Source organism: Polaromonas sp. (assembly GCF_013817205.1).
Lineage (GTDB): Bacteria > Pseudomonadota > Gammaproteobacteria > Burkholderiales > Burkholderiaceae_C > Polaromonas.
Genome location: NZ_JACDDD010000058.1, coordinates 1 through 24,602 on the forward strand (window position 1 = coordinate 1; position 24,602 = coordinate 24,602).

The window sequence follows — 24,602 nt, forward strand, 5'->3', positions numbered from 1 at the left end:
GCAAACTACTACCGGCAACTCGCCAGTCAAGCCTCCACGGTGGAGGCATGACTTAAACCAAACAGCCTCCATGAAACCCGGGGCGATTCAGTCTCGATTGTCTTTGAATCAAGAGTCCAAAAAACCCTTTGATATCAACGACTTATAAATATGGTGGAGCTGGGGGGATTTGAACCCCCGTCCGCAAGCCTTGTTCGGGCAGATCTACATGTTTAGCGGTCTGATTTGAGTCTCGCCACCTGTGTCGCGCAGTCGCACGCTACACAGGACGCCAGCACCCTATTTTCTTGCCTCGGGTTAAGGTACCCAGCCCGGAGCCAGCCGATGAAATTATCTTTACAGCCGGGAGCGTTCAACTTGCGTTAACTACCCCTTGCCCAGCCCATCGGCCTGCTGTTGTAAAGCTCACTGGCAATTAAGCAGCGAGTGCGAAACGTTCGTCGTTTGCAGTTAGTTTGTTTGAATCAGTTTTACGAGCACACTCAGCTCGACATGCACCACACCGCGTCCGAACCCACGTCGAAACCAATGCAGCCCCAAGCAGCCTAGTTTAAGCCATTCGTAGCAAATTCAAGAGCGCCGATGGCGAAACAATCGTGGCGTCGGCTTTCCAGCCCAGCGTATCAGCTGTGGCCCCCAGGTACCCGTAAGCAGCAGCCACAGTAGGCATCCCCGCCGCGCGGCCAGCCACGATGTCGCGCTCGTCGTCGCCGACATAAACACAGCGCTCAGGCTGGACATTGAGCTGGCGGGCCGCTTCCAGCAGGGGGGCCGGATGCGGCTTGGCGTGCGGCGTGGTGTCGCCACTCACAATGGTTTGCGCGCTTGAAAACAGCGGCAGCTGGCGCGTCAGCGGCACGGTAAAGCGCTGCGACTTGTTGGTGACCACGCCCCACTTGAGTCCTGCCTGGCTGATTTGTGCGATCAACTCGGGCACGCCTTCAAACGCAGAGGTGCGTTCTGTCATGCAGGCCTCGTAGTTGGTGAAAAATTCTTCCTTGAGGGCCGCGAAATCAGCGTGCTCGGGCGTGAGCCCGAAAGCGACACCCAGCATGCCGCGAGCGCCGGCGCCCGCCATAGGCCGGTAGTCGGCCAGCGGCAGTGAGGGCATGCCGCGGTCGGTGCGCATTTTGTCGGCTGCAGCGCCAAGGTCGGGGGCACTGTCTATCAACGTACCGTCGAGATCAAACAGCACGGCTTCAATCTGGGCAAACATGTCAGGCCTTCTGCGTGGCCAGCAGGTAATTGACGCTGGTGTCGCCGCTGAGCCAGTAGTGCTGGCTCAGGGGGTTGTATTCCATTCCGCGGGTGTGCTGCAGGTTCAGCCCCGCAGCACGGCAATACCGGGCTAGTTCGCTGGGTTTGATGAACTTGGCGTATTCATGCGTGCCGCGCGGCAGCAGGCTCAGCACATATTCGGCGCCGACAATCGCAAACAGAAAGGCTTTGGCATTGCGGTTAATGGTGGAAAAAAACACATGACCGCCGGGCTTGACAAGGGTGGCGCAGGCGCGCACCACGGACGAGGGATCCGGGACGTGTTCCAGCATTTCCATGCAGGTTACGACGTCGAAGCTTCCAGGCTGCTCGGCGGCCAAAGCCTCGGCGCTGATCTCGCGGTACTCGACACCCTGGGTTCCGGCTTCGAGGGCGTGCAATTGCGCAACTTTCAAGGCCTTGCTCGCCAGGTCGATGCCCAGCACCTGCGCCCCCTGCCGCGCCATCGCGTCGGCGAGGATGCCGCCGCCACAACCGATATCCAGCACGCGTTTGCCCTGAATGGGCGCCAGGCTTTCAATCCAGCCCAGTCGCAACGGGTTGATCTGGTGCAGCGGGCGGAACTCACTCTCGGTGTCCCACCAGCGATGCGCCAGGTCGGAGAATTTGGCCAGTTCGGCCGGGTCTGCGTTTTCAGTGGTGTGCATATGTGGATTATGGCGCGGGCATAAAAAAACCGCGCCGTAGCGCGGTTTTTCAAGTGATCCGGAAGGATTACTTGGTGGCGCGAGTGCCCACCACTTCGATTTCCACGCGACGGTTCTTCGCGCGGCCTTCGCTGGTCTTGTTGTCAGCAACTGGCTGTTTCTCGCCTTTGCCTTCGGTGTAAACGCGGTTTTGCTCAATGCCTTTGGACACCAGGTAAGCCTTGACAGCTTCGGAGCGGCGGACCGACAACTTCTGGTTGTAGGAGTCGCTACCGACGGAATCAGTGTGACCAACAGCGATGATGACTTCGAGGTTGATGCCCTTGATTTTGCCGACCAGGTCGTCAAGCTTGGCTTTGCCTTCAGGCTTCAGCACAGACTTGTCGAAGTCAAAGAACGCGTCAGCGGCGAAAGTGACTTTGGTGGCTGCAGGAGGAGCAACAGGAGCTGGAGCTGGAGCTGGAGCAGGAGCAGGAGCTGCTACGGGAGCAGGTGGGGGTGCGGGAACAATCGCGCCGTCGCAGCCTGGAGCGGCAGTAGCCGGTGTCCAGAAGGCATTGCGCCAGCACAGTTCGTTGGTGCCGTTTTTCCAGACCAGCTCGTTCGTGCCGTTTTTCCAGTTATCAATTGTTTGTGCACCAGCGGCGGTTGCAAGCGCTGCGGAAGCAAACAACATTGCCACTTTGTTGAGTTTCTTCATGGTTCTCCTCTAGAGAAAAGCCGCAGACTTGCTGCGATTGGATACACGCCGTGAGTGACCATCACTCAAAGCGTTACAGTTATTGTGCCATAGCTCATTCGCCGTTCAAGCGCGGCGGAGGCTTCGTCCGACAGAGAATGAAGATTCTTTGTTTTTTGTTGCGAGCGTGCCACACCCGGACTGACCTGCATTCAGGCCTTAAAATCAGCGGGCTTCGCTCTTCGAGCGCACTGCCCCTTCCAATTCAGGCCTCTCCATGACCCAGTTTGCCAAAGAAACCCTGCCCATCAGTCTTGAAGAGGAAATGCGGCGCAGCTACCTGGATTACGCCATGAGCGTGATCGTGGGTCGCGCTTTGCCGGACGCCCGTGATGGCCTGAAGCCGGTCCACAGGCGCGTGCTGTTTGCGATGCATGAGCTGAACAACGACTGGAACCGGCCGTACAAGAAATCGGCCCGTATCGTCGGTGACGTCATCGGTAAGTATCACCCGCATGGCGACCAGTCGGTATACGACGCAATCGTGCGCATGGCGCAGGACTTCTCCATGCGGCACATGCTGGTGGACGGCCAGGGCAACTTCGGCTCGGTCGATGGCGACAGCGCAGCAGCCATGCGTTACACCGAGGTCAGGCTGTCAAAAATCGCCCAGGAGATGCTGGCCGACATCGACAAGGAAACCGTCGATTTCGGGCCCAACTATGACGGCAGCGAAAAGGAACCGTTGGTCCTGCCTTCACGCATTCCCAACCTGCTGATCAATGGCTCGGGCGGCATCGCGGTAGGCATGGCGACCAACATCCCGCCGCACAACATCAATGAAGTCGTTGATGCCTGCCTGCACCTGCTGAAAAACCCGCTCGCGACCATCGACGAGTTGATGGAAATTATCCCGTCACCCGATTTTCCCACCGGCGGCATTATTTATGGCATCAACGGTGTCAAGGACGGCTACCGCACCGGACGAGGCAAGGTCGTCATGCGAGCGAAGTGCCATTTCGAGGACATCGACAAGGGTCAGCGCCAGTCCATCATCGTCGACGAGCTACCCTACCAGGTCAACAAGAAGACGCTACAGGAGCGCATGGCCGAGCTGGTCCATGAGAAAAAGATCGAGGGCATCAGCCACATCCAGGATGAGTCCGACAAATCGGGCATGCGCCTGGTCATCGAGCTCAAGCGTGGCGAAGTACCTGAAGTGGTCCTCAACAATCTATACAAGCAGACGCAACTGCAAGACACCTTCGGCATCAACATGGTGGCGCTGGTCAACGGCCAGCCCAAACTGTGTAACCTGAAAGACCTGATCCAGGTCTTCCTGTCACATCGCCGCGAAGTCGTAACGCGCCGCACCGTGTTCACTCTGCGCAAGGCGCGCGAGCGAGGCCATGTGCTCGAAGGCTTGGCAGTCGCCCTGGCCAACATCGACGATTTCATTGCCATCATCCGCAACGCACCGACACCGCCGGTCGCCAAGGCTGAACTGATGTTGCGCGCCTGGGACAGCAGCCTGGTGCGCGAGATGCTGACCCGTACCCGCGCCGATGGCGGCGTGGTCAACGCCGACGACTACCGGCCCGACGGCCTGGAGAAGGAATACGGCATGGGCAGCGACGGCCTGTACCGGCTGTCCGAGACGCAAGCCCAGGAAATCCTGCAGATGCGCCTGCAGCGCCTGACAGGCCTGGAGCAGGACAAGATCGTCGCGGAGTACAAGGAAGTCATGGCGGAAATCGACGACCTGCTCGATATCCTGGCCCGGCCGGAACGCGTCTCGACCATCATCGGCGGCGAACTCTCGGTCATCCGGCAGGAATTCGGCCAGACCAAGCTGGGAGCGCGCCGCAGCCAGGTCGAGCACAGCTCCTTCGACCTCAGCACAGAAGACCTGATCACACCAACCGACATGGTGGTCACGCTGTCACACACCGGTTACATCAAGAGCCAGCCGCTGTCCGAATACCGCGCGCAAAAGCGCGGTGGCCGTGGCAAGCTCGCAACCGCCACCAAGGAAGACGACTGGGTCGACCAGCTCTTCATTGCCAACACCCACGACTACATCCTGTGTTTCTCCAACCGCGGACGGCTCTACTGGCTCAAGGTGTGGGAAGTGCCGGCGGGCTCGCGCGGCTCGCGCGGTCGGCCCATCGTCAACATGTTCCCGTTGCAGGAAGGCGAAAAGATTACCGTGGTTTTGCCCTTGACCGGTGAAAAACGCAGCTTTCCTGCAGACCACTATGTGTTCATGGCGACGACCATGGGCACGGTCAAAAAAACCGCTCTGGACGAGTTCAATAACCCGCGCAAGGGCGGCATCATCGCGGTCAAGCTGGATGAGGGTGATTTCCTGATTGGTGCGGCCTTGACCGACGGTAAACACGACGTGATGCTGTTCTCCGATGGTGGAAAGGCGGTGCGCTTCGACGAAAACGATGTGCGCCCCATGGGTCGCGATACGCGTGGTGTTCGCGGCATGATGCTTGAGCCGGGACAAAACGTCATCGCCATGCTGGTGGCCGAAGACGAGGAGCAAAGCGTACTGACCGCCACCCAGAACGGCTACGGCAAACGCACTTCCATCCAGGAATACACGCGGCACGGCCGCGGCACCAAAGGCATGATCGCAATCCAGCAAAGTGAGCGCAACGGCAAGGTGGTGGCGGCTACCCTGGTGCATGTCGACGATGAAATCATGCTGATCACCGACAAGGGTGTGCTGGTTCGAACCCGGGTCAGCGAGATACGTGAAATGGGCCGCGCCACGCAAGGCGTCACATTGATCGGCCTCGACGAAGGTTCCCAACTCAGCGGACTGCAGCGTATCGTCGAAAATGATGCCACTCTGGGTGACAATGAGGCAGACGCGGACACAAACCCAGATACAGATACAGACTCAGGCAAAACTGCCCCCAACCCGGAATCCAATCAATGAAGAAAATACTCACTGCAATCGTCATGGCCGCTTGCGCCCTGTCGGCAACCAGCTACGCCCAGACGGATCCGAAACTTGAGTGGGCCACCCGCCTGGTGACACTGCAACAAGGTCCCGACCTGGACGGCTTGGTCGAACAGGCTGCCGGCAGCGCGGCCCAGGATCTGGCCTCCAACTGGGAACCCAGAATAGAAGCCATTGGGCAGAAAGCAAAACAAGCCAAAGCTGCAGAAGACATCAATGCCGAGCTGGCCAAATTTGCAGCAGATGCTCGCAAAATCATCGCCAGCAAAGTTGCTGTGGCCAACCGCGACGCCCTCGTTCCAGCTTACATGGACCGCTTCACCCTAGATGAACTCAAGCAACTCACGGCGTTCTTCGAGTCTCCTGCCGTGAAAAAATACAAGGCTGTCACCCCCGCGCTGGCTAATGTTTTTGTGCAAAAGCTGGTGGAAGCCTCCCGAGCGGAGATCCAGGCTCGCGCCAAGCAGTTTGACGAAGCCGCAGACAAGATTGCAGGCCCGGCGCCAGCAGCCAAACCCGCCAAGAAATGACACCAGGCCTGCGTTCCATGGAACTGTCCGCCCAAAAAAGCGGCCCGGGTCCAGCCGCTCTGTCCGCCGGGCATACATCGCCTCGCCCATGACCCCAAATCTGCCGCAACTTCGCCAGCAAATCGATGCCGTGGACCAGCAACTGCTGGCACTGCTGAACAAGCGTGCGGCACTTGCCAATGAGGTCGGCGACATCAAGCGCCAGGAGGGCTCGCCGGTGTTCCGGCCGGAACGCGAAGCGCAGGTGATACACGGCCTGCAGGCGGCCAGCCTGGGGCCGCTCAAGGGTGACAGCATTGCGCATATCTGGCGCGAAGTCATGTCGGCCTGCCGCGCGCTCGAAGCACCGCAGCGCGTGGCCTACCTCGGACCGGCTGGCACTTTCAGTGAGCAGGCTGCCGTCCATTTTTTTGGCTCCAGCATTGAGCATGTGCCCTGCGTGAGTTTTGACGAGGTGTTTCGCGCTGCGACATCGGGCACGGCGCAGTTCGGTGTGGTGCCGGTGGAGAACAACACCGAAGGCGTGGTCACCCGTACGCTGGACCTGTTTCTCAATTCCCCCCTGCATGTCATCGGCGAGATCAGCCTGCTGGTCAGGCACAACCTGTTGCGCCTGACGCCCTCGCTTGACGGGGTTGAAGTGGTTCTGGCCCATGCGCAGGCACTGGCCCAATGCCAGGGCTGGCTGGGTACCCATTTGCCGAATGCAGAGCGGCGCGCCGTGTCCAGCAATGCCGAGGGAGCGCGGCTTGCCGCTGGCAATCCGGCCTGGGCCGCCATCGCGAGCGAACGGGCCGGCGCCGAGTTTGGCCTTCATCCGGGTGCCCACGCCATTCAGGACGACGCCTTCAACCGCACCCGATTCGCCGTGATCTGCCTGCCGCAGGTGCTGGGGGCTCCCGAGGCCTCGGGCAAGGATTGCATCAGCCTGATCGTGTCTGTGCCGAACCGGCCTGGCGCGGTGCACGACATCCTTGTTCCGCTCAAAACCCATGGCGTATCGATGACGCGTTTCGAGTCCCGCCCTGCCCGCTCGGGCCAGTGGGAGTACTTTTTCTATATTGACCTCCAGGGCCATCCCTCGCAGTCGCATGTAGCCGCCGCACTGGGTGACCTGCAGCAACTCTGCGCCTTCTACAAGGTACTTGGCACTTATCCTGCCAGCGACTGAACTCCATGAAGAAACTGCAAGCCATCCCGGCCTTCACGCATGTTTGAGCAACTCGGACTGATAGGCTGCGGCCTGATGGGCGGCTCGTTCGCGCTGGCGCTCAAGCGCGCCGGTTTGGTCAAGCGTGTGGTCGGCTACAGCAAATCGCCATCGACCACCGAGCGGGCGCGCCTGATGGGCGTGATTGACGTGGAAGCCCCGTCCGCCCTGCTGGCGGTCTCGGGCGCTGATATTGTGTTGCTGGCTGTGCCGGTCTCGGCCACTGAGGCCATCTTCAAGGGGATACGCCATCTGGTGGGGCCGACCACGCTGATCATGGACGTCGGTTCGACCAAGCGTGATGTGGTGGACGCTGCGCGCCGCGCGCTGCGTGATCATCTGGGCTGTTTTGTGCCCGCGCATCCGATCACCGGCAGGGAAGTCTCCGGTGTTGAGCATGCCGACGCCGATCTGTACTTCGGCAAGCAGGTGATCCTGACGCCGATTGAACGCACTTTCACCGTCCAGCTCGAAAAGGCGGTCAATGTCTGGACGGCGCTGGGCTGCAATGTGGTGAAGATGTCGCCCCAGTCGCACGACGCGGCCTATGCCGCCGTCAGCCATCTGCCGCATCTGATTGCCTTCGCGCTGATCAACAGCATTTCAGGCCAGGCACAAGGCAAGGACTACCTGTCTTTAGCCGGCCCCGGCTTCCGGGATTTCACACGCATTGCGGCCAGCGATCCCAAGATGTGGCGCGACATTCTGGTAGCCAACAAGGAAGAGCTGCTGGAGCAGTCGCGGATCTTCCAGACCACCCTGAAAGACCTCGAAAAATTGATTGCCGCTGCGGATGGTGACGCGCTCGAAAAGCGTATCGACCAGGCCAGCCACACGCGCGCCAACTGGCGGATCAGCTCGGCGAAGTCGCTGAAATAGATGTTCGACACCGCGTTTCTGGATATTCCGCCATTGACAGGGGCGGGGGGCACCGTCCACCTTCCCGGCTCCAAAAGCATTTCCAACCGTGTGCTGTTGCTGGCGGCCCTCAGCCATGGGAGCACCACAGTGCGCGACCTGCTGGCCTCCGACGACACTGCCGTGATGTTGGCGGCACTCAGGCAACTGGGTTGTGGCGTCGAGGAAGACGGCAGCACGGCCGTGATCACCGGCCTGGGTGGCCGGCCAGTGCCGCAGGCCAAACTCAAACTCTTTCTGGGCAACGCTGGCACGGCCATGCGGCCGCTGACGGCTGCGCTGGCCTTGCTGGGCGGCGATTTTGAACTGTCGGGCGTGCCGCGCATGCACGAGCGACCCATCGGCGACCTGGTCGATGCGCTGCGCGGTCTGGGCTGCACCATCGACTACCTGGGCGAGGACGGATTTCCGCCCCTGCACATACGCACCGGCGAACTGAGCCTGGATGCGCCCATTCGTGTGCGTGGCGATGTCTCCAGCCAGTTTCTGACGGCGCTGCTGCTGGCGCTGCCCCTAAAGACCGCCAATAGGGCCCCCACGCCAGGCACTGACGTGTCCTCGCTGCCCCCCGAAGGGGCGGCCCCGTCTTGGGACGGCCCGGCGACGGAGCGCGACATCCACATCGACGTCATCGGCGAGCTGATTTCCCGGCCTTACATCGAGATCACGCTGAACCTGCTGCAGCGCTTCGGCATCCATGTCCAGCGCGAAGGCTGGCAACGATTCACCATCCCGGCCGGCAGCCGCTACTGCTCGCCAGACACCATTCATGTCGAGGGCGACGCCTCGTCTGCTAGCTATTTCATAGCGCTTGGTGCAATAGCGGCGGGGGCTACAGGCCAAAAAGGCATTGAGATTTCGGGCCTGGGCGAAGCCTCCATCCAAGGGGATATCCGTTTTATCGAAGCGGCCCGGCAAATGGGCGCCAGCATCGATGCCGGCCCCAACAGCCTGCACATCCGTCGCGGCACCTGGCCACTCAAGGCCATCGATCTGGACTGCAATCACATCCCCGACGCTGCCATGACGCTGGCCGTGATGGCCCTGTACGCGGACGGGCCCAGCACCTTGCGCAACATTGCGAGCTGGCGCGTCAAGGAAACCGACCGCATCGCCGCCATGGCCTGCGAGCTGCGCAAGCTCGGCGCCAGCGTCGAGGAAGGTGCCGACTATCTCAGAGTCACGCCACCGGTGACGTGGGCCACCGCCCCCATTCATACCTATGACGATCACCGCATCGCCATGTGCTTTTCACTGGCGGCCTTCAACCCGGCGCGCCTGCCCGTCCGGATTCTGGACCCGCGTTGCGTGGGCAAGACCTTTCCGGACTATTTCGAAACGCTTTTTTCCGTGACCCACACCCCCCAGGACCTCGTTCCCGTGATCTGCATTGACGGCCCCACCGCTTCGGGCAAGGGCACGGTTGCCGCCGTAGTGGCCCAAAAGCTGGGTTACCACTTCCTCGATTCAGGGGCGATGTACCGCATCACCGCGCTGGCCGCCACGCAGGCCGGGCTGGACATCAGCCCGGCGCAGGAGCCGGCCATCGCGGCGCTGGCGCGTCAGCTGCCGGTACGGTTTGCAGACGGCAAGGTCTTGCTGGGCGCGCAGGACGTGACCGAAACCATACGCACCGAAGAAGCCGGCATGAATGCCTCACGCGTGTCAGCCCTGCCTGCGGTACGGCTGGCGCTGGTGGACCTGCAGCACAGCTTCCGGCGGCTGCCGGGGCTGGTCGCCGACGGGCGGGATATGGGCACGGTGATCTTTCCGGACGCAGCGCTCAAAGTCTTCCTCACGGCGAGCGCCCGCCAACGCGCCGAACGTCGCCATAAGCAGTTGATTTCAAAGGGAATTCCGGCTACAATCGACGGGATTCAAGAGGATTTGGAGGCGCGCGATGCCCGTGACATGTCACGGCAGGCAGCGCCCCTGAAACCCGCTGATGACGCTGCGCTACTGGACAACTCCGAGCTGTCGATTGAAGAATCGGTAGAGAAGGTGTTGCAACTCTGGCAAGGCACCCGGCCCTTCTGACCCTCATACATTGTTGTAGGCACGCCAGTGCTTCGGTTGGCAGGATCAATAACTTAACCGCGGTCACCCGCACCAAACCGCCGTAGTCAGCTCTAAAAACGATAGCAATGGTGCTGTCGGAATCCTGTGCTGCGGACTAGGAAAATCATGTCTGAATCTTTTGCCGCCCTCTTTGAAGAATCGCTGAAACGCTCCGAAATGCGTTCCGGTGAAGTCATCACCGCCGAAGTCGTGCGTATCGACCACAACCATGTGGTCGTCAATGCCGGACTCAAATCCGAGGCCTATGTCCCCCTCGAAGAATTCAAGAACGACCAGGGCGAACTCGAAGTCCAGGTCGGCGACTTTGTCTCTGTGGCCATTGACTCCGTCGAAAACGGTTATGGCGACACCCTGCTGTCCCGCGACAAGGCCAAACGTCTGGCTTCGTGGATGAGCCTGGAAAAAGCCCTGGAGTCCGGCGAATTCGTCACCGGCCAGACCAGCGGCAAGGTCAAGGGCGGCCTGACCGTCCTCGTCAACGGCATCCGCGCTTTCCTGCCCGGCTCGCTCATCGACACCCGCCCCATCAAGGACTTGTCTCCCTACGAGAACAAGACCATGGAGTTCAAGGTCATCAAGCTGGACCGCAAGCGCAACAACGTCGTGCTGTCACGCCGCGCCGTGGTCGAAGCGTCCATGGGCGAGGAACGCGCCAAGCTGATGGAAACCCTCAAGGAAGGTTCTTCCGTGAAGGGTGTGGTCAAGAACATCACCGAGTACGGCGCTTTCGTGGATCTGGGCGGCATCGACGGTCTGCTGCACATCACTGACATGGCATGGCGCCGCGTGCGTCACCCGAGCGAAGTGGTGACGGCTGGCCAGGAAATCGTGGCCAAGATCCTGAAGTTCGACACCGAGAAAAACCGTGTGTCGCTGGGTCTGAAACAAATGGGCGACGACCCGTGGATGGGCGTGAACCGCCGCTACCCGCAAAGCACCCGCCTGTTCGGCAAGATCACCAACATCGCCGACTACGGCGCGTTTGTGGAACTCGAGCCCGGCATCGAAGGCCTGGTCCACGTGTCCGAAATGGACTGGACCAACAAGAACGTGGCACCGAGCAAGCTGGTCACGCTGGGCGACGAAGTTGAAGTCATGGTCCTCGAGATCGACGAAGACAAGCGCCGCATCAGCCTGGGCATGAAGCAGTGCAAGGCCAACCCATGGCAAGAATTCGCTCAGGACACCAAGCGCGGTGACCGCGTCAAGGGCCCAATCAAGTCCATCACCGACTTCGGCGTCTTTGTGGGCCTGGCTGCAGGCATCGACGGCCTGGTGCATCTGTCCGACCTTTCGTGGAACGAGACCGGCGAAGCCGCCGTGCGCAACTACAAAAAGGGCCAGGAGGTCGAAGCCATCGTGCTGGCAGTTGACGTGGACCGCGAGCGTATCTCGCTGGGCATCAAGCAGCTTGATTCCGACCCGTTCACCACCTTCGTGTCGATCAACGACAAGGGTGCCATCGTGACCGGCAAGGTCAAGACCGTGGATGCCAAAGGCGCAGAGATCGATCTGGGCGAGGACATCATCGGTTACCTGCGTGCCAGCGAAATCAGCCGTGACCGCGTTGAAGACGCGCGCAACGTGCTGAAAGAAGGCGACGAAGTCTCCGCAGTGGTGGTGAACGTTGATCGCAAGACCCGGAACATCCAGCTGTCGGTCAAGGCCAAGGACAACGCCGACCAGCAGGAAGCCATGCAGTCGCTGAGCCAGCAGTCATCGCGCGAGAGCGCCGGCCTGACCAGCCTGGGCGCCCTGCTGCGCGCCAAGCTGGACAACACCGAAAAATAATCAAGGGGAAACGCGGCAGGACGTCGTCCTGCTCGCGTCCTTGTGGACCTTTATGACCCGAAGCGATCTTGTCGAAGAACTGGCAGCCCGATTCAGCCAGCTGACACATCGCGACGCCGAATATGCCGTCAAGACGATTCTTGACGCCATGAGCGACGCGCTGGTGCGTGGGCACCGGATCGAAATCCGGGGCTTTGGCAGTTTCTCGATCAACCGGCGCCCGCCGCGTATGGGGCGCAACCCGCGCTCCGGCGAAAGCGTGGCGATTCCGGAAAAACGCGTGCCCCACTTCAAGCCAGGCAAGGCCTTGCGTGAAGCGGTGGACACCCGCACCGAGGAAATGCTGGTTTCAGGGCCGAAATAGGCTTGTGTTCTCCGGGGGCTGGCTACAATCGCCAGAGCTACTTTGGGGACGCCAAGTGAAATACCTGATGTGGCTGCTCAAGGCAGCCATTTTTTTTACGCTTTTTGCGTTCGCGCTGAACAACCAGCAAGTCGTTTCCGTAAATTTCTTTTTTGGAACGCAGTGGCAAGCGCCGCTGGTGCTGGTAGTGTTGGCGACCTTTGCTGTCGGCTTGGCGGCTGGCATCCTGATGATGATGCCGCGCTGGTGGAAGAAGCGCAAAACGATTCCTCACCACAGTCCGGCTGGCAACCTCAACGAGAACCCCTCAAGCATGCACCATGGAATTTGACTTCACCTGGGTGCTCCTCGGATTTCCCGTCGCCTTCGCGCTGGGCTGGTTCGCGTCTCAGTTGGAACTCCGGCAACTTCGCATTCAAAATCGGCAAACGCCCAAGGCCTACTTTCGCGGTCTGAATTTTTTGCTCAACGAGCAACAGGACCAGGCGATTGACGCCTTTATTGAAGCGGTTCAAAACGACCCCGATACCTCCGAATTGCACTTTGCACTGGGCAACCTGTTTCGTCGCCGCGGCGAGTACGAACGCGCAGTCCGTGTGCATGAGCACCTGATGTCGCGTGGCGACCTGACCCAGCCCGAACGCGACCGCGCGCAACACGCACTGGCGCTTGATTTTCTGAAGGCCGGGCTGTTGGACCGTGCCGAAATCGCCTTGAGAAAACTCGAAGGCACCAGCTATGAAGAAGAAGCGCGACTTGCGCTCCTGTCGATTTACGAACGCTCACGTGACTGGGAGCACGCCACTGAAATTGCGGGCAAGCTCGATAGCGCAAGCCACGGCAGCTTCAGCACCCGGAAGGCCCACTACCTGTGCGAACAAGCGCTGGCCGCGGCCGCATCGGGCGCCAGCGAGCAGGCGCTTGACTGCCTGCAACAGGCGGTCAGCCTCGCGCCCGCCTCCCCTCGTCCGATGATCGATCTGGCCAAACTTCAAAGTCAGCTGGGCCGCCAGCAGGATGCTTTTGCCACCTTGCTCAAGCTGGAAAAAGCAGCCCCACAAGCCATGCCGCTGGCAGCCAGCCTGCTCGGAAACATCGCCCAGCAAAGCGGCCAGCAAACTGCGGCACTGGCATTGCTGAACACCAGCTACGAGCAAATGGCATCCATTGATGTGGTGGAAGCCATCGTCAAGCTCGATTCAGCCGCAGCAGCCCCGCGCGACCACTATGTCCAGCATCTGGAGCGAGAGGCCTCTCTGGTGGCGGCTGCTCGATGGATAGCCGGCGAAAAGCTGGGCAACGATCATCAGCACGGCCTGCTGCAACGTGCACTGGACAAAGCTACCAAACCCTTGATGCGCTACCGCTGCGCGGCATGTGGCTTCGAGGCGACTCAGCATTTCTGGCACTGCCCGGGTTGTCAGGCCTGGGACAGCTATCCAGCCCGTCGCATTGAAGAGTTATGAACACCCCCGTCGGACGCTCACTGCGTGTAGCGCCTTCCCCCCTTGCAGGGGGCGGACACCTGCGGCCTGGCAAAGCCAGATCCGCGGCGTCCACTTGAATAGAAGATTGCCGTATGACTGTACCTTTTACTTTGTCCCGGGAGCGGCTTGCTCAAGCGCGTGTTCTGGTCGTGGGGGACGCCATGCTGGATCGCTACTGGTATGGCGCGGTGGACCGCATCTCGCCGGAGGCTCCGGTGCCTGTGGTGCGTGTCACGCGCCAGGAAGAACGCATGGGCGGCGCAGCCAATGTGGCTTACAACATCGTGACCGTCGGCGCGCGCGCATCACTGCTGAGTGTGGTCGGCGATGACGAAGCCAGCCACCAGCTCGAAGCGCTTGTGGCTGCCTCTGGCATCACGCCCTGCTTCGGCCGCGATCCGCAGCTCAAGACCACGGTCAAGCTGCGGGTGATCGGCCGCCAGCAGCAGCTGCTGCGGCTGGATTTTGAAAACACGCCCGAAAACGAAGTGCTGGCTTCCCAGTCGGCTGCCTTCGACGAAATGCTGCCGCAACATGACACCGTGCTGTTTTCCGACTATGGCAAGGGTGGTCTGGCGCACATCGCGCTGATGATCGACCAGGCCCGGGCCGCCGGCAAGGTGGTGCTGGTCGATCCCAAGGGCTCGGACTATTCGCGGTATAAAAACGCCACGGCCATCACGCCCAATCGCGCAGAACTCGAACAGGTCATAGGCCACTGGCACGATGAGGCGGACCTGCAATCGCGCGCCCACAAACTGCGCGAAGAATTGCAGCTCCAGGCCGTGCTGCTGACCCGTAGCGAGGAGGGCATGACCTTGTTCGACGCCCGGGGCCAGCTTCATGTGCCGGCCGTCGCGCGCGAAGTGTTTGATGTCACCGGCGCCGGGGACACCGTGATCGCCACGCTGGCGGCCATGCTGGCGGCAGGTCTCAGCCTGCGCGAAGCCGTGCCGGTAGCCAACCGCGCCGGCGGCATCGTGGTGGGCAAGTTCGGCACGGCAACCGTCACTTACGAGGAACTCTTTTCATGAAGATTGTGGTCACCGGAGCCGCCGGGTTTATAGGCGCCAACATCATCCAAGGTCTTAACGCGCGCGGCATCGACGACATCATCGCGGTGGACGACCTGACCCACGGTGATAAATTCCGTAATCTGGCAGATTTGCAGATCGCTGAATACATTGATGCCGACGACTTTTACGAGTTGTTCTCGGAAGCCGCCTTCGGCAATGTGGAGGCAGTGTTCCATGAAGGCGCATGCAGCGACACCATGGAAACCAACGGCAAGTACATGATGGACAACAACTACAGCTTGTCCTGCGATCTGTTCGACGCCTGCCAGGCTCAGCGAACGCGTCTGATTTACGCCTCGTCGGCAGCCACCTATGGCGGATCGGACACCTTCCGCGAGTCGGCAGAGTTCGAGAAGCCACTTAATGTTTACGGCTACTCCAAGCTGCTGTTCGACCAGAAACTGCGTCGCGAGCTGGGAGCGGGCTTTGAAAAGACGCAGACCCAGGTCGCCGGCTTTCGCTACTTCAACGTTTACGGCCCGCGCGAGCAGCACAAGGGCCGCATGGCCAGCGTTGCCTTTCATCAGTTCAACCAGTTCCGCGCTGAAGGCAAGGTCAAGCTGTTTGGCGAGTACGGCGGGTATGGCCCCGGCGGGCAAATGCGTGATTTTGTGTTTATCGACGATGTCGTTGCTGTCAACCTGTGGTTTCTCGACCATCCCGAAGCCCGCGGGATTTTTAACCTCGGCACCGGGAAGGCCCAGCCCTTCAACGACGTGGCGCTCGCCGTGGTCAACACGCTGCGCCACCAGCAGGGGGCCCCCCCCCTTACACAGGAAGAGGCGGCGCACGGCGGCCTGATCGACTACATCGATTTCCCCGCAGCTCTGGTCGGCAAGTACCAGAGTTACACCCAGGCGGATCTGGCGGCACTACGGGCGGCAGGATGTGACCATTCGTTTACAGATGTCCAGACCGGTGTATCTGCTTACATGAACAGGCTCGCAGCGATCACTTAGGGCGTATGCTTGGGGTTCTGCAACCCGGTCACCGCCTGAGGCTGCGCAACCGTTAATCGCGGGACTTCCTGATTCGCAGGAGGGATCATCCGCTTTCAACAATCATGAGGAGCTTTCCAATGTTCAAGAAACTGCTGGCCTTTGTCGCCACCATGTATGTTGCCATGGCCTTTGCTGCCGTCGATGTCAACACCGCCACTTCGGCCGAACTCGACAGTATCAAGGGCATTGGTCCGGTCAAGTCGGCGCTGATCATGTCCGAACGCAAGAAGGCGCCATTCAAGGACTGGAATGATTTTGTGACCCGGGTCAAGGGTGTGGGCACCGACAGCGCCGTCAAATTTTCCGCCGAGGGCATGACCGTCAACGGCACCAGCTACCGGGCCAGTGGCAGGACCGACGCCAAAACCGGCAAACCGGTGACAGAAAAAGCAAAGGATGCAGCCGTAGCTACCAAGGACGCAGTCAAGGAAACCGCCAAGGATGTCAAGACTGCCGTGACGCCGAAGAGCGAGACCAAAACCGAGGTCAAGGCCGAGGTGAAGGCCGGCGCCAAAACCGAGCCTGCCAAAAAGTAAACCGTTTCGGCTTGCGCATCAACCCGCCTTGCGCGGGTTTTTTTTATGCCATTTCGGCCTCCAGCCCTTATCCTGCAAGCGTGATCAGCTATCAAAAACAGAGCAATTTATAGGCAGCCCGCTCATCGCTGTTTGGCGTACCGGGCCATCGCCTCATGGGGACAGCGTGACATCCCCGACATGGCCCAGGCTGCGGCCACCGGTATTGTCGGCATCGGCGCCCACCAGCACGGCCTGCAGCGGCGGCACACCATTACTTTCCTCCCCAAAGGCACGGCGGAAATCAGCGCCCAGATCACGTGAATGGGTGACCCACTGACCCAGACGCTGCTCGCCGCTGTCCAGCACGATGAAACGCACGCGAGCGGTGTAGGCGTTGGCCAGCAGGGTCCCCGGCGCCAGCGTGCTGTCCCAGACGTAACACAGGGTGGCGGACGGCAACTTCTCGCCGCTGGCCGCGCGCGCCAGACGCAGCAGGTTGCGTTCAATCAGACCGATCCCGGACAGCGGCATGTCAAACAGCGCACACACCTTGAGAGCGCTGTCGTCGCCCTCACGGCGGCGCAGGTCGGCTCCGCGCAGCGCCTCGTCCAGCCGCCAGCGCCAGCGCAGCCGCAGCCCGTCTTCGGGTACGGCCGCAGACAGGTCATGCACCAGGTTGCCATAAGACTTGTCCGCCTCAACGCGCAGCACCTTGCGCCCGTCCAGCTCGACCAGGGCATACGTGGTCAGCGGAATCTTGCCGCCCGGCACGCCCACCACGCGCCAGGGTTGCGGTGGCTGCATGCCGGTGGCCGATGAAAACGCAGTGAGGGCCGGGCCTGGTGTCTGCGCCCGGGCCAAGGGCAGCAACAGTCCAACGAGCAATACAGTCAGTAAGTGCTTCATGTCAACCCCGCTTCCAGTCGTGATAGCGCCGAACCCATTCGAGCAGTCGCTTGGGCTGGTGCGCGCGTTTCCATTCTCCGGCCGCGTATTTGTTGGCCTCGGCCAGCGTCGGGTAGGTGTGGACGGTGGAAAGAATCTTGTTCAGCCCCAGGCCATGTCGCATGGCCAGCACATACTCGGCCAGCAAGTCCCCCGCATGGGTGCCGACGATGGTCACGCCCAGAATCGTGTCCTTGCCCGGCACCGTCAGCACCTTCACAAAACCGCGAGCCTCGCTGTCTGCGATGGCCCGGTCCAGGTCGTCCATGCCGTAACGCGTGACTTCAAACGCAATGTTTTTCTCCCGCGCTTCCTGTTCGTTCAGGCCGACACGCGCCACCTCCGGGTCGATAAAGGTGGTCCAGGGAATGACCGAATAGTCGGCCTTGAACAGCCTGAACTCGCCAAACAGCGCATTAACTGCGGCGTACCAAGCCTGATGCGCCGCCACATGGGTGAGCTGGTAGGGGCCGGCCACGTCGCCCGCCGCATAGATGTTGGGATAAATGGTCTGCAGGTAGTCGTTGGTGTCTACCGTGCGCTGCACCGGGATGCCGAGTTCTTCCAGTCCATAAGCCTCCAGCCGCGCAACCCGCCCGACGGCGCAAATCAGCTGGTCAAAATCCAGGCGCCGTTCTGTGCCGCCGTGTTCAACCACCAGCGTTTTCAGGCCGGCAGATGTTTCGCAGCGCAGCGCCTTGTGACCAGTCAGCACCGACACGCCATCCGCGGTCAGCGCCTGGCGGGCCAGTTCCGACACCTCCTCGTCTTCACGCAACATCAGGCGCGGCGCCATCTCGACCTGGGTGACCTGCGAGCCCAGCCGGGCAAAAGCCTGGGCCAATTCGCAGCCGATGGGCCCGCCGCCCAGCACCACCAAGCGTCGGGGCACTTCGTCAAGCTCGGCAAAAACCTCCCACAGGGTGTCGCTGGTTACATAACCGGCTTCCTCCAGCCCCGGCAGAGGCGGCACAAAGGGGCGCGCGCCCGCGGCAATCACGATGCTGCGTGTCGTCAGTAGCTGGGTGCCGCCTTCGTTGAGTGTGATCTCCACCGTCCACGGGTTGACGATGCGCGCATGGCCCTGCAGCACCTCCACCCCCAGGCCGGTATAACGCTCAACGCTGTCATGCGGCTCTATCGTGCGGATGACTGCCTGAATTCTTCGCATCACCGCCTTGAAGCTGAATACCGGCGTGTTGTCGCTCAGGCCGTAGCTGGCGCCATGTTTCATCTGATGCGCCAGTTTCGCGCTGCGGATGAGTGCCTTGGATGGCACGCAGCCATAGTTCAGGCAGTCGCCGCCCATCTTGTGAGCTTCCACCAAGGTAACTTTGGCCTTGACCACTGCCGCAATGTAGGCGGTGACCAGCCCGCCGGCGCCAGCGCCTATCACGACGAGGTTGCGGTCAAACCGCACGGGACGTTGTGCTGCCCAGCGCGCGTAAACCTTGCGCCGCTTCAGAAACTGCAGCAACTTGTTGACAGCCAGCGGCAACACGCCCAGCAATACAAAGGAGCCGATCAACCCCGGCGAGGCAATCGACTTCAGCGAATCGATCTTCGCGATCTGCGTGCCGGCATTCACATAGACCAGGGTGCCGGCCAGCATGCCGAGCTGGCTCACCCAGAAGTAGGTCCAGGTCCTGATGCGGGTCAGACCCATCAGCAGGTTGAGGGCAAAAAACGGCACGACCGGGATCAGCCGCAGCGAGAACAGATAAAACGCGCCCTCTTTGGCGATGCCCTTGTTGATCTCGTCCAGCCGCTTGCCAAAACGTGCCTGGATGCTGTCGCGCAGCAGGTAACGCGCCGCCAGCATGGCCAGTGTCGCCCCCAGGGTCGAGGCAAAAGACACCACGATGGTTCCCAGCACCAGGCCAAAGCCGGCACCTGCCGCCAGCGTCATGATGACGGCGCCCGGCAGCGACAGGCCAGTGACGGCAACGTACACCGCAAAAAACACCAGCGTCACCCACACCGGCTTCTGCTCGAAAAGCGCCTGGAAAGACGATTGGCTTTCTTTTAGAAAAGCCAGACTCAAATAGCGGCCCAGGTCCAGCGCAAAAAAGGCGGTGATGCCCGCCAGCAGCAGCGCGGCGATGAGAAGTTTGCGTGAATTCACAGCTGTCCCAAGTTGTTGGTCTATGTACTGAGTCGGTCAAAAAACCAGATTCTTACGAAAGCAGGGGGCAATTGTGTAAGAAATCCCGTGCGGTGGCGACCAAGCTGTCAGAGGGTCTTAACGCCGGGCTAATACTGCAGGCAGCAAAACTCGCTCAAAATCAAAAGATGGGGCCGGCGGCTTGAGGCGCAGCCCGCAAGCAGTCTAAATCAACGAGGAAACCGTAAGCATGACCCAAGCACTGGTAGGCATCATCGGAGGCAGCGGCCTCTACCAGATGGACGCGCTCGACAACGCGCAAGAGCATGTGATGGATACGCCCTTCGGCGCGCCCTCCGACGCGCTGGTCAGCGGCACAGTCCACGGCGTTCCCGCGGTGTTTCTGGCCCGCCACGCGCGCGGCCATCGCCTTCTGCCGTCTGAGCTGCCTTACCGTGCCAACATCCACGCCATGAAGCAGCTGGGCGTGCGTTACATCATTTCGGTGTCGGCGGTGGGTTCGCTGCGCGAGGATTTCAAGCCGCTGGACATGGTGCTGCCCGACCAGTTCATTGACCTGACCAAACGCCGCGAAAGCACTTTTTTTGGCAACGGCGCAGTCGCCCATGTCTCCATGGCGCAGCCGGTCTGCCCGGCGGCCGCCGGCGTGCTGGCGCTTGCGGTGCGCGGCGTGCTGGCCGCCGATACTTCCGGCCACGGCGTGACCCTGCACGAAGGCGGCACCTATGTGTGTATCGAAGGCCCGCAGTTTTCCAGCCTGGCCGAATCGCATTGGTACCGCAGCATGGGCGCCGGCGTGATCGGCATGACCAACATGCCCGAGGCCAAACTCGCGCGCGAGGCGCAAATCGCCTATACCACGCTGGCCATGGTGACCGACTTCGACTGCTGGCACCCGCGCGAAGCCCAAGTCAATGCCAACATGGCGCTGGCCAACCTCCTCAAAAACGCCGGCCGCGCCCAGCAAGTGGTGGCCGAGGCGATACGCCTGCTGGGTACCGAGCAACCGGCCAGCCAGGCCCACACCGCCCTGCACAACGCGCTGGTCACCCTGCCCGACGCCATGGCGCCCGAGGTGCGCGCGCGCTTGGCCGAGCTGCTGCCCTGAACCCACCGGACATCCATTTATGCACGACACCCTTCCCCTGCTGAAAAAAACGGCCTTCCCGGCCATCCGCCGCGCGCAGCTCGACACGCTGCAGGTCAATTTGGGCTACAAGTGCAACCAGAGTTGCCTGCACTGCCATGTCAACGCCGGCCCGAACCGCACCGAAATGATGGATGCGGACACCATGGCGCTGATCCCGCAGGTGCTGGCCGCACGAGGCCTGCGCACCCTGGACCTGACCGGTGGCGCCCCGGAGCTGCATGAGGGCTTTCGCGAGCTGGTGCGCGCAGTGCGTGCGCAGGGCGTGCGTGTGATCGACCGCTGTAACCTCACCATCCTGTTCGAGCCTGGACAAGAGGGGCTGGCCGAATTCCTGGCAGAGCAAGGCGTGGACATCGTGGCCTCCATGCCCTGCTATTCCGCCGCCAATGTAGACAAGCAGCGCGGCGAAGGCGTGTTCGACCTGAGCATCGCGGCCCTGCAAAAACTCAATGCGCTCGGTTACGGACAACCCGGCGCGAAACTTTCACTGAACCTGGTCTACAACCCGCAAGGCCCGTCGCTGCCGCCCGAGCAGCAAACGCTGCAGGCCGACTACAAGCGCGAGCTGCTGGCGCATTTCGGCATCGTCTTCAACGAGCTGTACGCGCTGACCAACATGCCTATCCAGCGCTTTGGCTCAACCCTGGTGTCCAAGGGCACGTTTGACAGCTACATGGAATTGCTCAAGGGCAGCTTCCAGCCACACAACCTGGCCGGCGTGATGTGCCGCAACACGGTCAGCGTGGACTGGCAGGGCTGGCTGTCGGACTGCGACTTCAACCAGCAGCTCGGCCTGCCACTGGGCACCTCCGGCCTGCAACGCCATCTGCGTGACCTGCTCGGCAGCGGCATCGACGAGCAGCCCATCCGTGTGGCGGGCCACTGCTATGGGTGTACCGCCGGCCAGGGCAGCAGCTGCGGCGGCGCGCTGGAGCACTGAGCGCCCCTCTGCGGCGGCCCACCATGGCGGCACCCCAACTTTCCATCGTTTTACCCGTGCTCAATGAGGCTACGGGCTTGGGCGCAGCCCTGCAGGCGTTGGCGCCGCTGCTGGCGCGCGGTGCCGAAGTGATCGTGGCCGATGGCGGCAGCAGCGACCACAGCGCCGCGCTGGCGCAGGCAGGCGGTGCGCAAATCGTCAACGCGCCGCGCGGCCGGGCGCTGCAGATGAACGCGGGGGCGGCGCAAGCCCGCGGCGATGCGCTGCTGTTTCTGCATGCCGACACCACCCTGCCCGCCGGCGCCGATACGCTGATCAGCCAGGCTCTTGCCGATAACTCGCGCATCTGGGGCCGTTTTGACGTGGTCATCACCGGGCGGCCCCGCATGCTCAAGCTCATCGCCGCCCTGATGAACCTGCGCTCGCGACTGAGCGGCCTCGCCACCGGCGACCAGGCCATGTTCATGACCCGCGCGGCCTTCGATGCCACAGGCGGCTTCCCGGCCCAGCCACTGATGGAAGACATTGAGATGTCCCGGCGTTTGCTGCAGCTGTCCCGCCCGGCCTGCCTGAGGGCCAAAGTGCAGACCTCGGGCCGGCGCTGGGAAAGCCGCGGCGTCTGGCGCACCGTGCTGCTGATGTGGCGGCTGCGCTTTGCCTACTGGCGCGGCGCGTCGCCCGAGCGGCTGGCCGAGTTGTACCGATGACCCGTCTGGTGATTTTTGCCAAGGCGCCGCAACCCGGCGCCGCCAAGACCCGGCTGATTACCGCGCTGGGTGCGAACGGCGCAGCGGCGCTGGCACGCGTGATGCTGGCGCACACGCTGCAGCAGGCACTGGCGTCCGGGCTGGACGCGGTAGAGCTGTGTTTGAGCCCGGCGCCCGGTGACCCGGCCTGGCATGACGTGCCACTGCCCGAAGGTGTTGAATGTACGGTGCAGGGCGACGGCGACCTCGGTGAACGTATGGACCGCGCGATGCAGCGCGCCCTCGCCCTGCACTCCGGCCCGGTGCTGCTGATAGGCACCGACTGCCCGGCACTGGATAGCGCGCACCTGCGCGAGACGGCCCGACAACTGGCACACCACGACGCCGTGATGCTGCCCGTGACCGATGGCGGTTATGTGCTGATCGGCCTGCGAGCGCCCTGCCCCGCCATCTTCAGGCACATGGCGTGGAGTACATCCACCGTCGCCGCTCAAACGCTGCACCGGATGACCGCACTGGGCCTGAGCGTGTGGCAGGGGCCGATGCTGCACGACATCGACGAAGCGGCGGACCTGGCGCACCTGCCCGACGGCTTCATGAGCCCGAAATATCAAGCCAAATCGGCCTCCAGCCCAAGCAGAACAAGCGTGAGCAGCTCCTGATTTCATAGCATATTTACTTTCGGAACAAAGCCCATGAGCAACACCACCTACGACATCGTCAGCGACTACTACGGCCGCCAGTTGCAGGGCACGGCCGACCTGAAGACCAGCGCCTGCTGCGACGTCAGCAGCATGCCCGAATGGCTCAAGCCGCTGCTGGCGCGCATCCACCCCGAGGTGCTGTCGCGTTATTACGGTTGTGGCCTGGTCTGCCCGCCGCTGCTCGAAGGCTGCCGCGTGCTGGACCTGGGCTGCGGCTCGGGCCGCGATGTCTATGCGCTGGCGCAACTGGTCGGGCCCACCGGTTCGGTTGTCGGCGTGGATATGACCGACGAACAGCTGGCCGTGGCGCGTGCGCACCAGGACCACCATGCGCAGCTGTTCGGCTACAGCAATGTGACATTCCTGCACGGCTACATCGAGCGGCTGGAGGAGCTCGGGCTGGCGCCCGGTAGTTTTGACGTCATCGTCTCCAACTGCGTGGTCAATCTTTCGCCCGACAAGAACGCGGTGCTGGCGGGCGTGCAGCGCCTGCTCAAGCCCGGCGGCGAGTTCTACTTTTCCGACGTTTATGCCGACCGGCGTGTTCCGGCTGCGGTAAAAAACGACCCGGTGTTGTACGGCGAATGTCTGGGCGGCGCGCTGTACTGGAAAGACTTCGAACGCCTCGCGCAGCGCCACGGTTTTGCCGACCCGCGCCTGGTGGAAGACAGGCCGCTGGACATCACCGACCCGCAACTCGCGGCGCGCACCGGCAATCTGCGTTTTTATTCGGCCACCTATCGGCTGTTCAAACTGCCTGCACTGGAATCAGCCTGCGAGGACTACGGTCAGGCGGTGGTTTACCGCGGCAGCATCCTGGAACACGCCGGCCGCTTCGCCCTCGACAAACACCACGACATCCAGACTGGCAAGGTCTTCCCGGTGTGCGGCAACACCTGGCACATGCTGCAGGGCACGCGGTTTGCGCCGCACTTCAACTTCATTGGAAACTTCGACACCCACTATGGCATCTTCGAGGGTTGCGGCACCAGCCTGCCCTTCGATGGCGCTGCGGGTTCCACAGCCGGGGTTTGCGGCCCCGCCGGTTGCTGCTGATCGGTAAACAGAACGTGGAAATCCTGCTCATTGTCGTCGCCCTGTTTCTGGCGTTTGGCAATGGTGCCAATGACAACTTCAAAGGTTTTGCCACCGTCTGGGGCTCGGACTCACTGAATTACGGCCAGGCACTGATTCTGGCAACAGCAGCGACCGTCGCGGGCAGCGTGCTGTCGCTGTACCTGGCCCACGGGCTGGTGCAGCAGTTTTCAGGCAAAGGCCTGTTACCGCAGGCGATGCTGGACACGCCGCAATTCCTGGCCAGCGTCGGGCTGGGCGCGGCAATGACGGTCATCATCGCCACCCGGGCCGGACTGCCAATTTCCACCACCCATGCCCTGATCGGCGGTCTGGTGGGCGCCGGACTGGCTGCCAGCCCGCAAGAGCTGCAGTTCGCCAGGTTAGGCCAGACCTTTGTAC

At 61.7% G+C, this 24,602-nt stretch carries 22 protein-coding genes, 1 other RNA gene and 1 pseudogene; 18 read left to right on the forward strand and 6 right to left on the reverse strand.

Translation table 11 applies throughout. The annotated features are described in order from the left end of the window. Positions 1-151 precede the first annotated feature (151 nt). From ssrA to ompA, 4 genes are all read right to left on the reverse strand, one after another. Positions 152-538, reverse strand: a transfer-messenger RNA (tmRNA) gene (ssrA, locus tag H0W47_RS13275). A gap of 12 nt (positions 539-550) precedes the next feature. Beyond that, positions 551-1,216, reverse strand: a complete 666-nt coding sequence (gene gph, locus H0W47_RS13280) for a phosphoglycolate phosphatase (protein ID WP_296925168.1) — start codon at positions 1,214-1,216, stop codon at positions 551-553. 1 nt (position 1,217) lies between these two features. After that, positions 1,218-1,925 carry a bifunctional 2-polyprenyl-6-hydroxyphenol methylase/3-demethylubiquinol 3-O-methyltransferase UbiG gene (gene ubiG, locus H0W47_RS13285; RefSeq protein ID WP_296925170.1) on the reverse strand — a complete coding sequence of 236 codons (708 nt, stop codon included), beginning with the start codon at positions 1,923-1,925 and terminating at the stop codon, positions 1,218-1,220. A 67-nt stretch (positions 1,926-1,992) separates the two neighbouring features. Next, on the reverse strand, positions 1,993-2,625 hold the full coding sequence (gene ompA / locus H0W47_RS13290; protein WP_296925172.1) for an outer membrane protein OmpA: 633 nt from the start codon (positions 2,623-2,625) through the stop codon (positions 1,993-1,995). A gap of 256 nt (positions 2,626-2,881) precedes the next feature. Here ompA and gyrA point away from each other — a divergent pair, with 256 nt between their 5' ends. The 12 genes and pseudogenes from gyrA to H0W47_RS13350 all read left to right on the forward strand — a co-directional run bounded on the left by gyrA (position 2,882) and on the right by H0W47_RS13350 (position 16,573). After that, complete coding sequence (gene gyrA, locus H0W47_RS13295) at positions 2,882-5,557, forward strand: DNA gyrase subunit A (protein WP_296925174.1); 2,676 nt, start codon at positions 2,882-2,884, stop codon at positions 5,555-5,557. Next, positions 5,554-6,111, forward strand: a complete 558-nt coding sequence (locus tag H0W47_RS13300) for a DUF2059 domain-containing protein (RefSeq protein ID WP_296925176.1) — start codon at positions 5,554-5,556, stop codon at positions 6,109-6,111. The genes gyrA and H0W47_RS13300 overlap by 4 nt, the downstream gene beginning before the upstream one ends. Positions 6,112-6,199: 88 nt before the next feature. Then, positions 6,200-7,282, forward strand: a complete 1,083-nt coding sequence (pheA, locus tag H0W47_RS13305) for a prephenate dehydratase (protein ID WP_296925178.1) — start codon at positions 6,200-6,202, stop codon at positions 7,280-7,282. 39 nt (positions 7,283-7,321) lie between these two features. Next, positions 7,322-8,200 (forward strand): prephenate dehydrogenase/arogenate dehydrogenase family protein, encoded by an 879-nt coding sequence (locus H0W47_RS13310; RefSeq protein WP_296925180.1) that lies wholly within the window; start codon positions 7,322-7,324, stop codon positions 8,198-8,200. Further along, complete coding sequence (locus tag H0W47_RS13315) at positions 8,201-10,276, forward strand: bifunctional 3-phosphoshikimate 1-carboxyvinyltransferase/cytidylate kinase (protein WP_296925182.1); 2,076 nt, start codon at positions 8,201-8,203, stop codon at positions 10,274-10,276. It abuts the gene before it with no gap. Positions 10,277-10,423: 147 nt separating this feature from the next. Then, positions 10,424-12,109 (forward strand): 30S ribosomal protein S1, encoded by a 1,686-nt coding sequence (gene rpsA / locus H0W47_RS13320; RefSeq protein ID WP_296925184.1) that lies wholly within the window; start codon positions 10,424-10,426, stop codon positions 12,107-12,109. Positions 12,110-12,134: 25 nt separating this feature from the next. Continuing rightward, positions 12,135-12,473, forward strand: a pseudogene (locus tag H0W47_RS13325) (integration host factor subunit beta); the annotation flags it as partial. 55 nt (positions 12,474-12,528) lie between these two features. Continuing rightward, positions 12,529-12,804, forward strand: a complete 276-nt coding sequence (locus tag H0W47_RS13330; RefSeq protein ID WP_296925186.1) for a lipopolysaccharide assembly LapA domain-containing protein — start codon at positions 12,529-12,531, stop codon at positions 12,802-12,804. Then, positions 12,794-13,939 carry a lipopolysaccharide assembly protein LapB gene (gene lapB, locus H0W47_RS13335; RefSeq protein ID WP_296925188.1) on the forward strand — a complete coding sequence of 382 codons (1,146 nt, stop codon included), beginning with the start codon at positions 12,794-12,796 and terminating at the stop codon, positions 13,937-13,939. The genes H0W47_RS13330 and lapB overlap by 11 nt, the downstream gene beginning before the upstream one ends. A gap of 113 nt (positions 13,940-14,052) precedes the next feature. Further along, positions 14,053-14,994, forward strand: a complete 942-nt coding sequence (gene rfaE1, locus H0W47_RS13340) for a D-glycero-beta-D-manno-heptose-7-phosphate kinase (RefSeq protein ID WP_296925191.1) — start codon at positions 14,053-14,055, stop codon at positions 14,992-14,994. Continuing rightward, complete coding sequence (gene rfaD / locus H0W47_RS13345) at positions 14,991-15,995, forward strand: ADP-glyceromanno-heptose 6-epimerase (RefSeq protein WP_296925193.1); 1,005 nt, start codon at positions 14,991-14,993, stop codon at positions 15,993-15,995. The genes rfaE1 and rfaD overlap by 4 nt, the downstream gene beginning before the upstream one ends. Positions 15,996-16,114: 119 nt before the next feature. After that, positions 16,115-16,573, forward strand: a complete 459-nt coding sequence (locus H0W47_RS13350; RefSeq protein WP_296925195.1) for a helix-hairpin-helix domain-containing protein — start codon at positions 16,115-16,117, stop codon at positions 16,571-16,573. 153 nt (positions 16,574-16,726) lie between these two features. On the opposite strand, the gene H0W47_RS13355 is transcribed toward H0W47_RS13350, so the two are convergent. Together H0W47_RS13355 and H0W47_RS13360 are read right to left on the reverse strand one after the other, a co-directional pair. Further along, positions 16,727-17,461, reverse strand: a complete 735-nt coding sequence (locus H0W47_RS13355; RefSeq protein WP_296925197.1) for a DUF3047 domain-containing protein — start codon at positions 17,459-17,461, stop codon at positions 16,727-16,729. A gap of 1 nt (position 17,462) precedes the next feature. Then, positions 17,463-19,625: an FAD-dependent oxidoreductase gene (locus tag H0W47_RS13360; protein WP_296925199.1), complete on the reverse strand. Its 2,163-nt coding sequence runs from the start codon at positions 19,623-19,625 to the stop codon at positions 17,463-17,465. Positions 19,626-19,854: 229 nt separating this feature from the next. Here H0W47_RS13360 and mtnP point away from each other — a divergent pair, with 229 nt between their 5' ends. The 6 genes from mtnP to H0W47_RS13390 all read left to right on the forward strand — a co-directional run. Then, positions 19,855-20,733 carry an S-methyl-5'-thioadenosine phosphorylase gene (gene mtnP, locus H0W47_RS13365; protein WP_296925201.1) on the forward strand — a complete coding sequence of 293 codons (879 nt, stop codon included), beginning with the start codon at positions 19,855-19,857 and terminating at the stop codon, positions 20,731-20,733. 19 nt (positions 20,734-20,752) lie between these two features. Next, on the forward strand, positions 20,753-21,715 hold the full coding sequence (gene arsS, locus H0W47_RS13370; RefSeq protein WP_296925203.1) for an arsenosugar biosynthesis radical SAM (seleno)protein ArsS: 963 nt from the start codon (positions 20,753-20,755) through the stop codon (positions 21,713-21,715). 23 nt (positions 21,716-21,738) lie between these two features. Continuing rightward, positions 21,739-22,422, forward strand: coding sequence for a TIGR04283 family arsenosugar biosynthesis glycosyltransferase (locus H0W47_RS13375; protein ID WP_296925205.1), 684 nt, complete (start codon positions 21,739-21,741; stop codon positions 22,420-22,422). Then, positions 22,419-23,084 (forward strand): TIGR04282 family arsenosugar biosynthesis glycosyltransferase, encoded by a 666-nt coding sequence (locus H0W47_RS13380; RefSeq protein ID WP_296925207.1) that lies wholly within the window; start codon positions 22,419-22,421, stop codon positions 23,082-23,084. Before H0W47_RS13375 ends, H0W47_RS13380 begins: the two co-directional genes overlap by 4 nt. Positions 23,085-23,117: 33 nt before the next feature. Then, positions 23,118-24,182, forward strand: coding sequence for a methyltransferase domain-containing protein (locus tag H0W47_RS13385; protein WP_296925209.1), 1,065 nt, complete (start codon positions 23,118-23,120; stop codon positions 24,180-24,182). Between the two features lie 14 nt (positions 24,183-24,196). Beyond that, positions 24,197-24,602, forward strand: a 406-nt coding sequence (locus tag H0W47_RS13390; protein ID WP_296925211.1) for an inorganic phosphate transporter, incomplete at its 3' end; no start/stop codon positions are given.

What these genes read in the sequence shown, in the direction of transcription:
- gph (WP_296925168.1), bottom strand. Translation starts at nt 1,216, where the DNA reads ATGTTTGCCCAGATTGAAGCCGTGCTGTTTGATCTCGACGGTACGTTG.
- ubiG (WP_296925170.1), bottom strand. Translation starts at nt 1,925, where the DNA reads ATGCACACCACTGAAAACGCAGACCCGGCCGAACTGGCCAAATTCTCC.
- ompA (WP_296925172.1), bottom strand. Translation starts at nt 2,625, where the DNA reads ATGAAGAAACTCAACAAAGTGGCAATGTTGTTTGCTTCCGCAGCGCTT.
- gyrA (WP_296925174.1), top strand. Translation starts at nt 2,882, where the DNA reads ATGACCCAGTTTGCCAAAGAAACCCTGCCCATCAGTCTTGAAGAGGAA.
- H0W47_RS13300 (WP_296925176.1), top strand. Translation starts at nt 5,554, where the DNA reads ATGAAGAAAATACTCACTGCAATCGTCATGGCCGCTTGCGCCCTGTCG.
- pheA (WP_296925178.1), top strand. Translation starts at nt 6,200, where the DNA reads ATGACCCCAAATCTGCCGCAACTTCGCCAGCAAATCGATGCCGTGGAC.
- H0W47_RS13310 (WP_296925180.1), top strand. Translation starts at nt 7,322, where the DNA reads ATGTTTGAGCAACTCGGACTGATAGGCTGCGGCCTGATGGGCGGCTCG.
- H0W47_RS13315 (WP_296925182.1), top strand. Translation starts at nt 8,201, where the DNA reads ATGTTCGACACCGCGTTTCTGGATATTCCGCCATTGACAGGGGCGGGG.
- rpsA (WP_296925184.1), top strand. Translation starts at nt 10,424, where the DNA reads ATGTCTGAATCTTTTGCCGCCCTCTTTGAAGAATCGCTGAAACGCTCC.
- lapB (WP_296925188.1), top strand. Translation starts at nt 12,794, where the DNA reads ATGGAATTTGACTTCACCTGGGTGCTCCTCGGATTTCCCGTCGCCTTC.
- rfaE1 (WP_296925191.1), top strand. Translation starts at nt 14,053, where the DNA reads ATGACTGTACCTTTTACTTTGTCCCGGGAGCGGCTTGCTCAAGCGCGT.
- rfaD (WP_296925193.1), top strand. Translation starts at nt 14,991, where the DNA reads ATGAAGATTGTGGTCACCGGAGCCGCCGGGTTTATAGGCGCCAACATC.
- H0W47_RS13350 (WP_296925195.1), top strand. Translation starts at nt 16,115, where the DNA reads ATGTTCAAGAAACTGCTGGCCTTTGTCGCCACCATGTATGTTGCCATG.
- H0W47_RS13355 (WP_296925197.1), bottom strand. Translation starts at nt 17,461, where the DNA reads ATGAAGCACTTACTGACTGTATTGCTCGTTGGACTGTTGCTGCCCTTG.
- mtnP (WP_296925201.1), top strand. Translation starts at nt 19,855, where the DNA reads ATGACCCAAGCACTGGTAGGCATCATCGGAGGCAGCGGCCTCTACCAG.
- arsS (WP_296925203.1), top strand. Translation starts at nt 20,753, where the DNA reads ATGCACGACACCCTTCCCCTGCTGAAAAAAACGGCCTTCCCGGCCATC.
- H0W47_RS13375 (WP_296925205.1), top strand. Translation starts at nt 21,739, where the DNA reads ATGGCGGCACCCCAACTTTCCATCGTTTTACCCGTGCTCAATGAGGCT.
- H0W47_RS13380 (WP_296925207.1), top strand. Translation starts at nt 22,419, where the DNA reads ATGACCCGTCTGGTGATTTTTGCCAAGGCGCCGCAACCCGGCGCCGCC.
- H0W47_RS13385 (WP_296925209.1), top strand. Translation starts at nt 23,118, where the DNA reads ATGAGCAACACCACCTACGACATCGTCAGCGACTACTACGGCCGCCAG.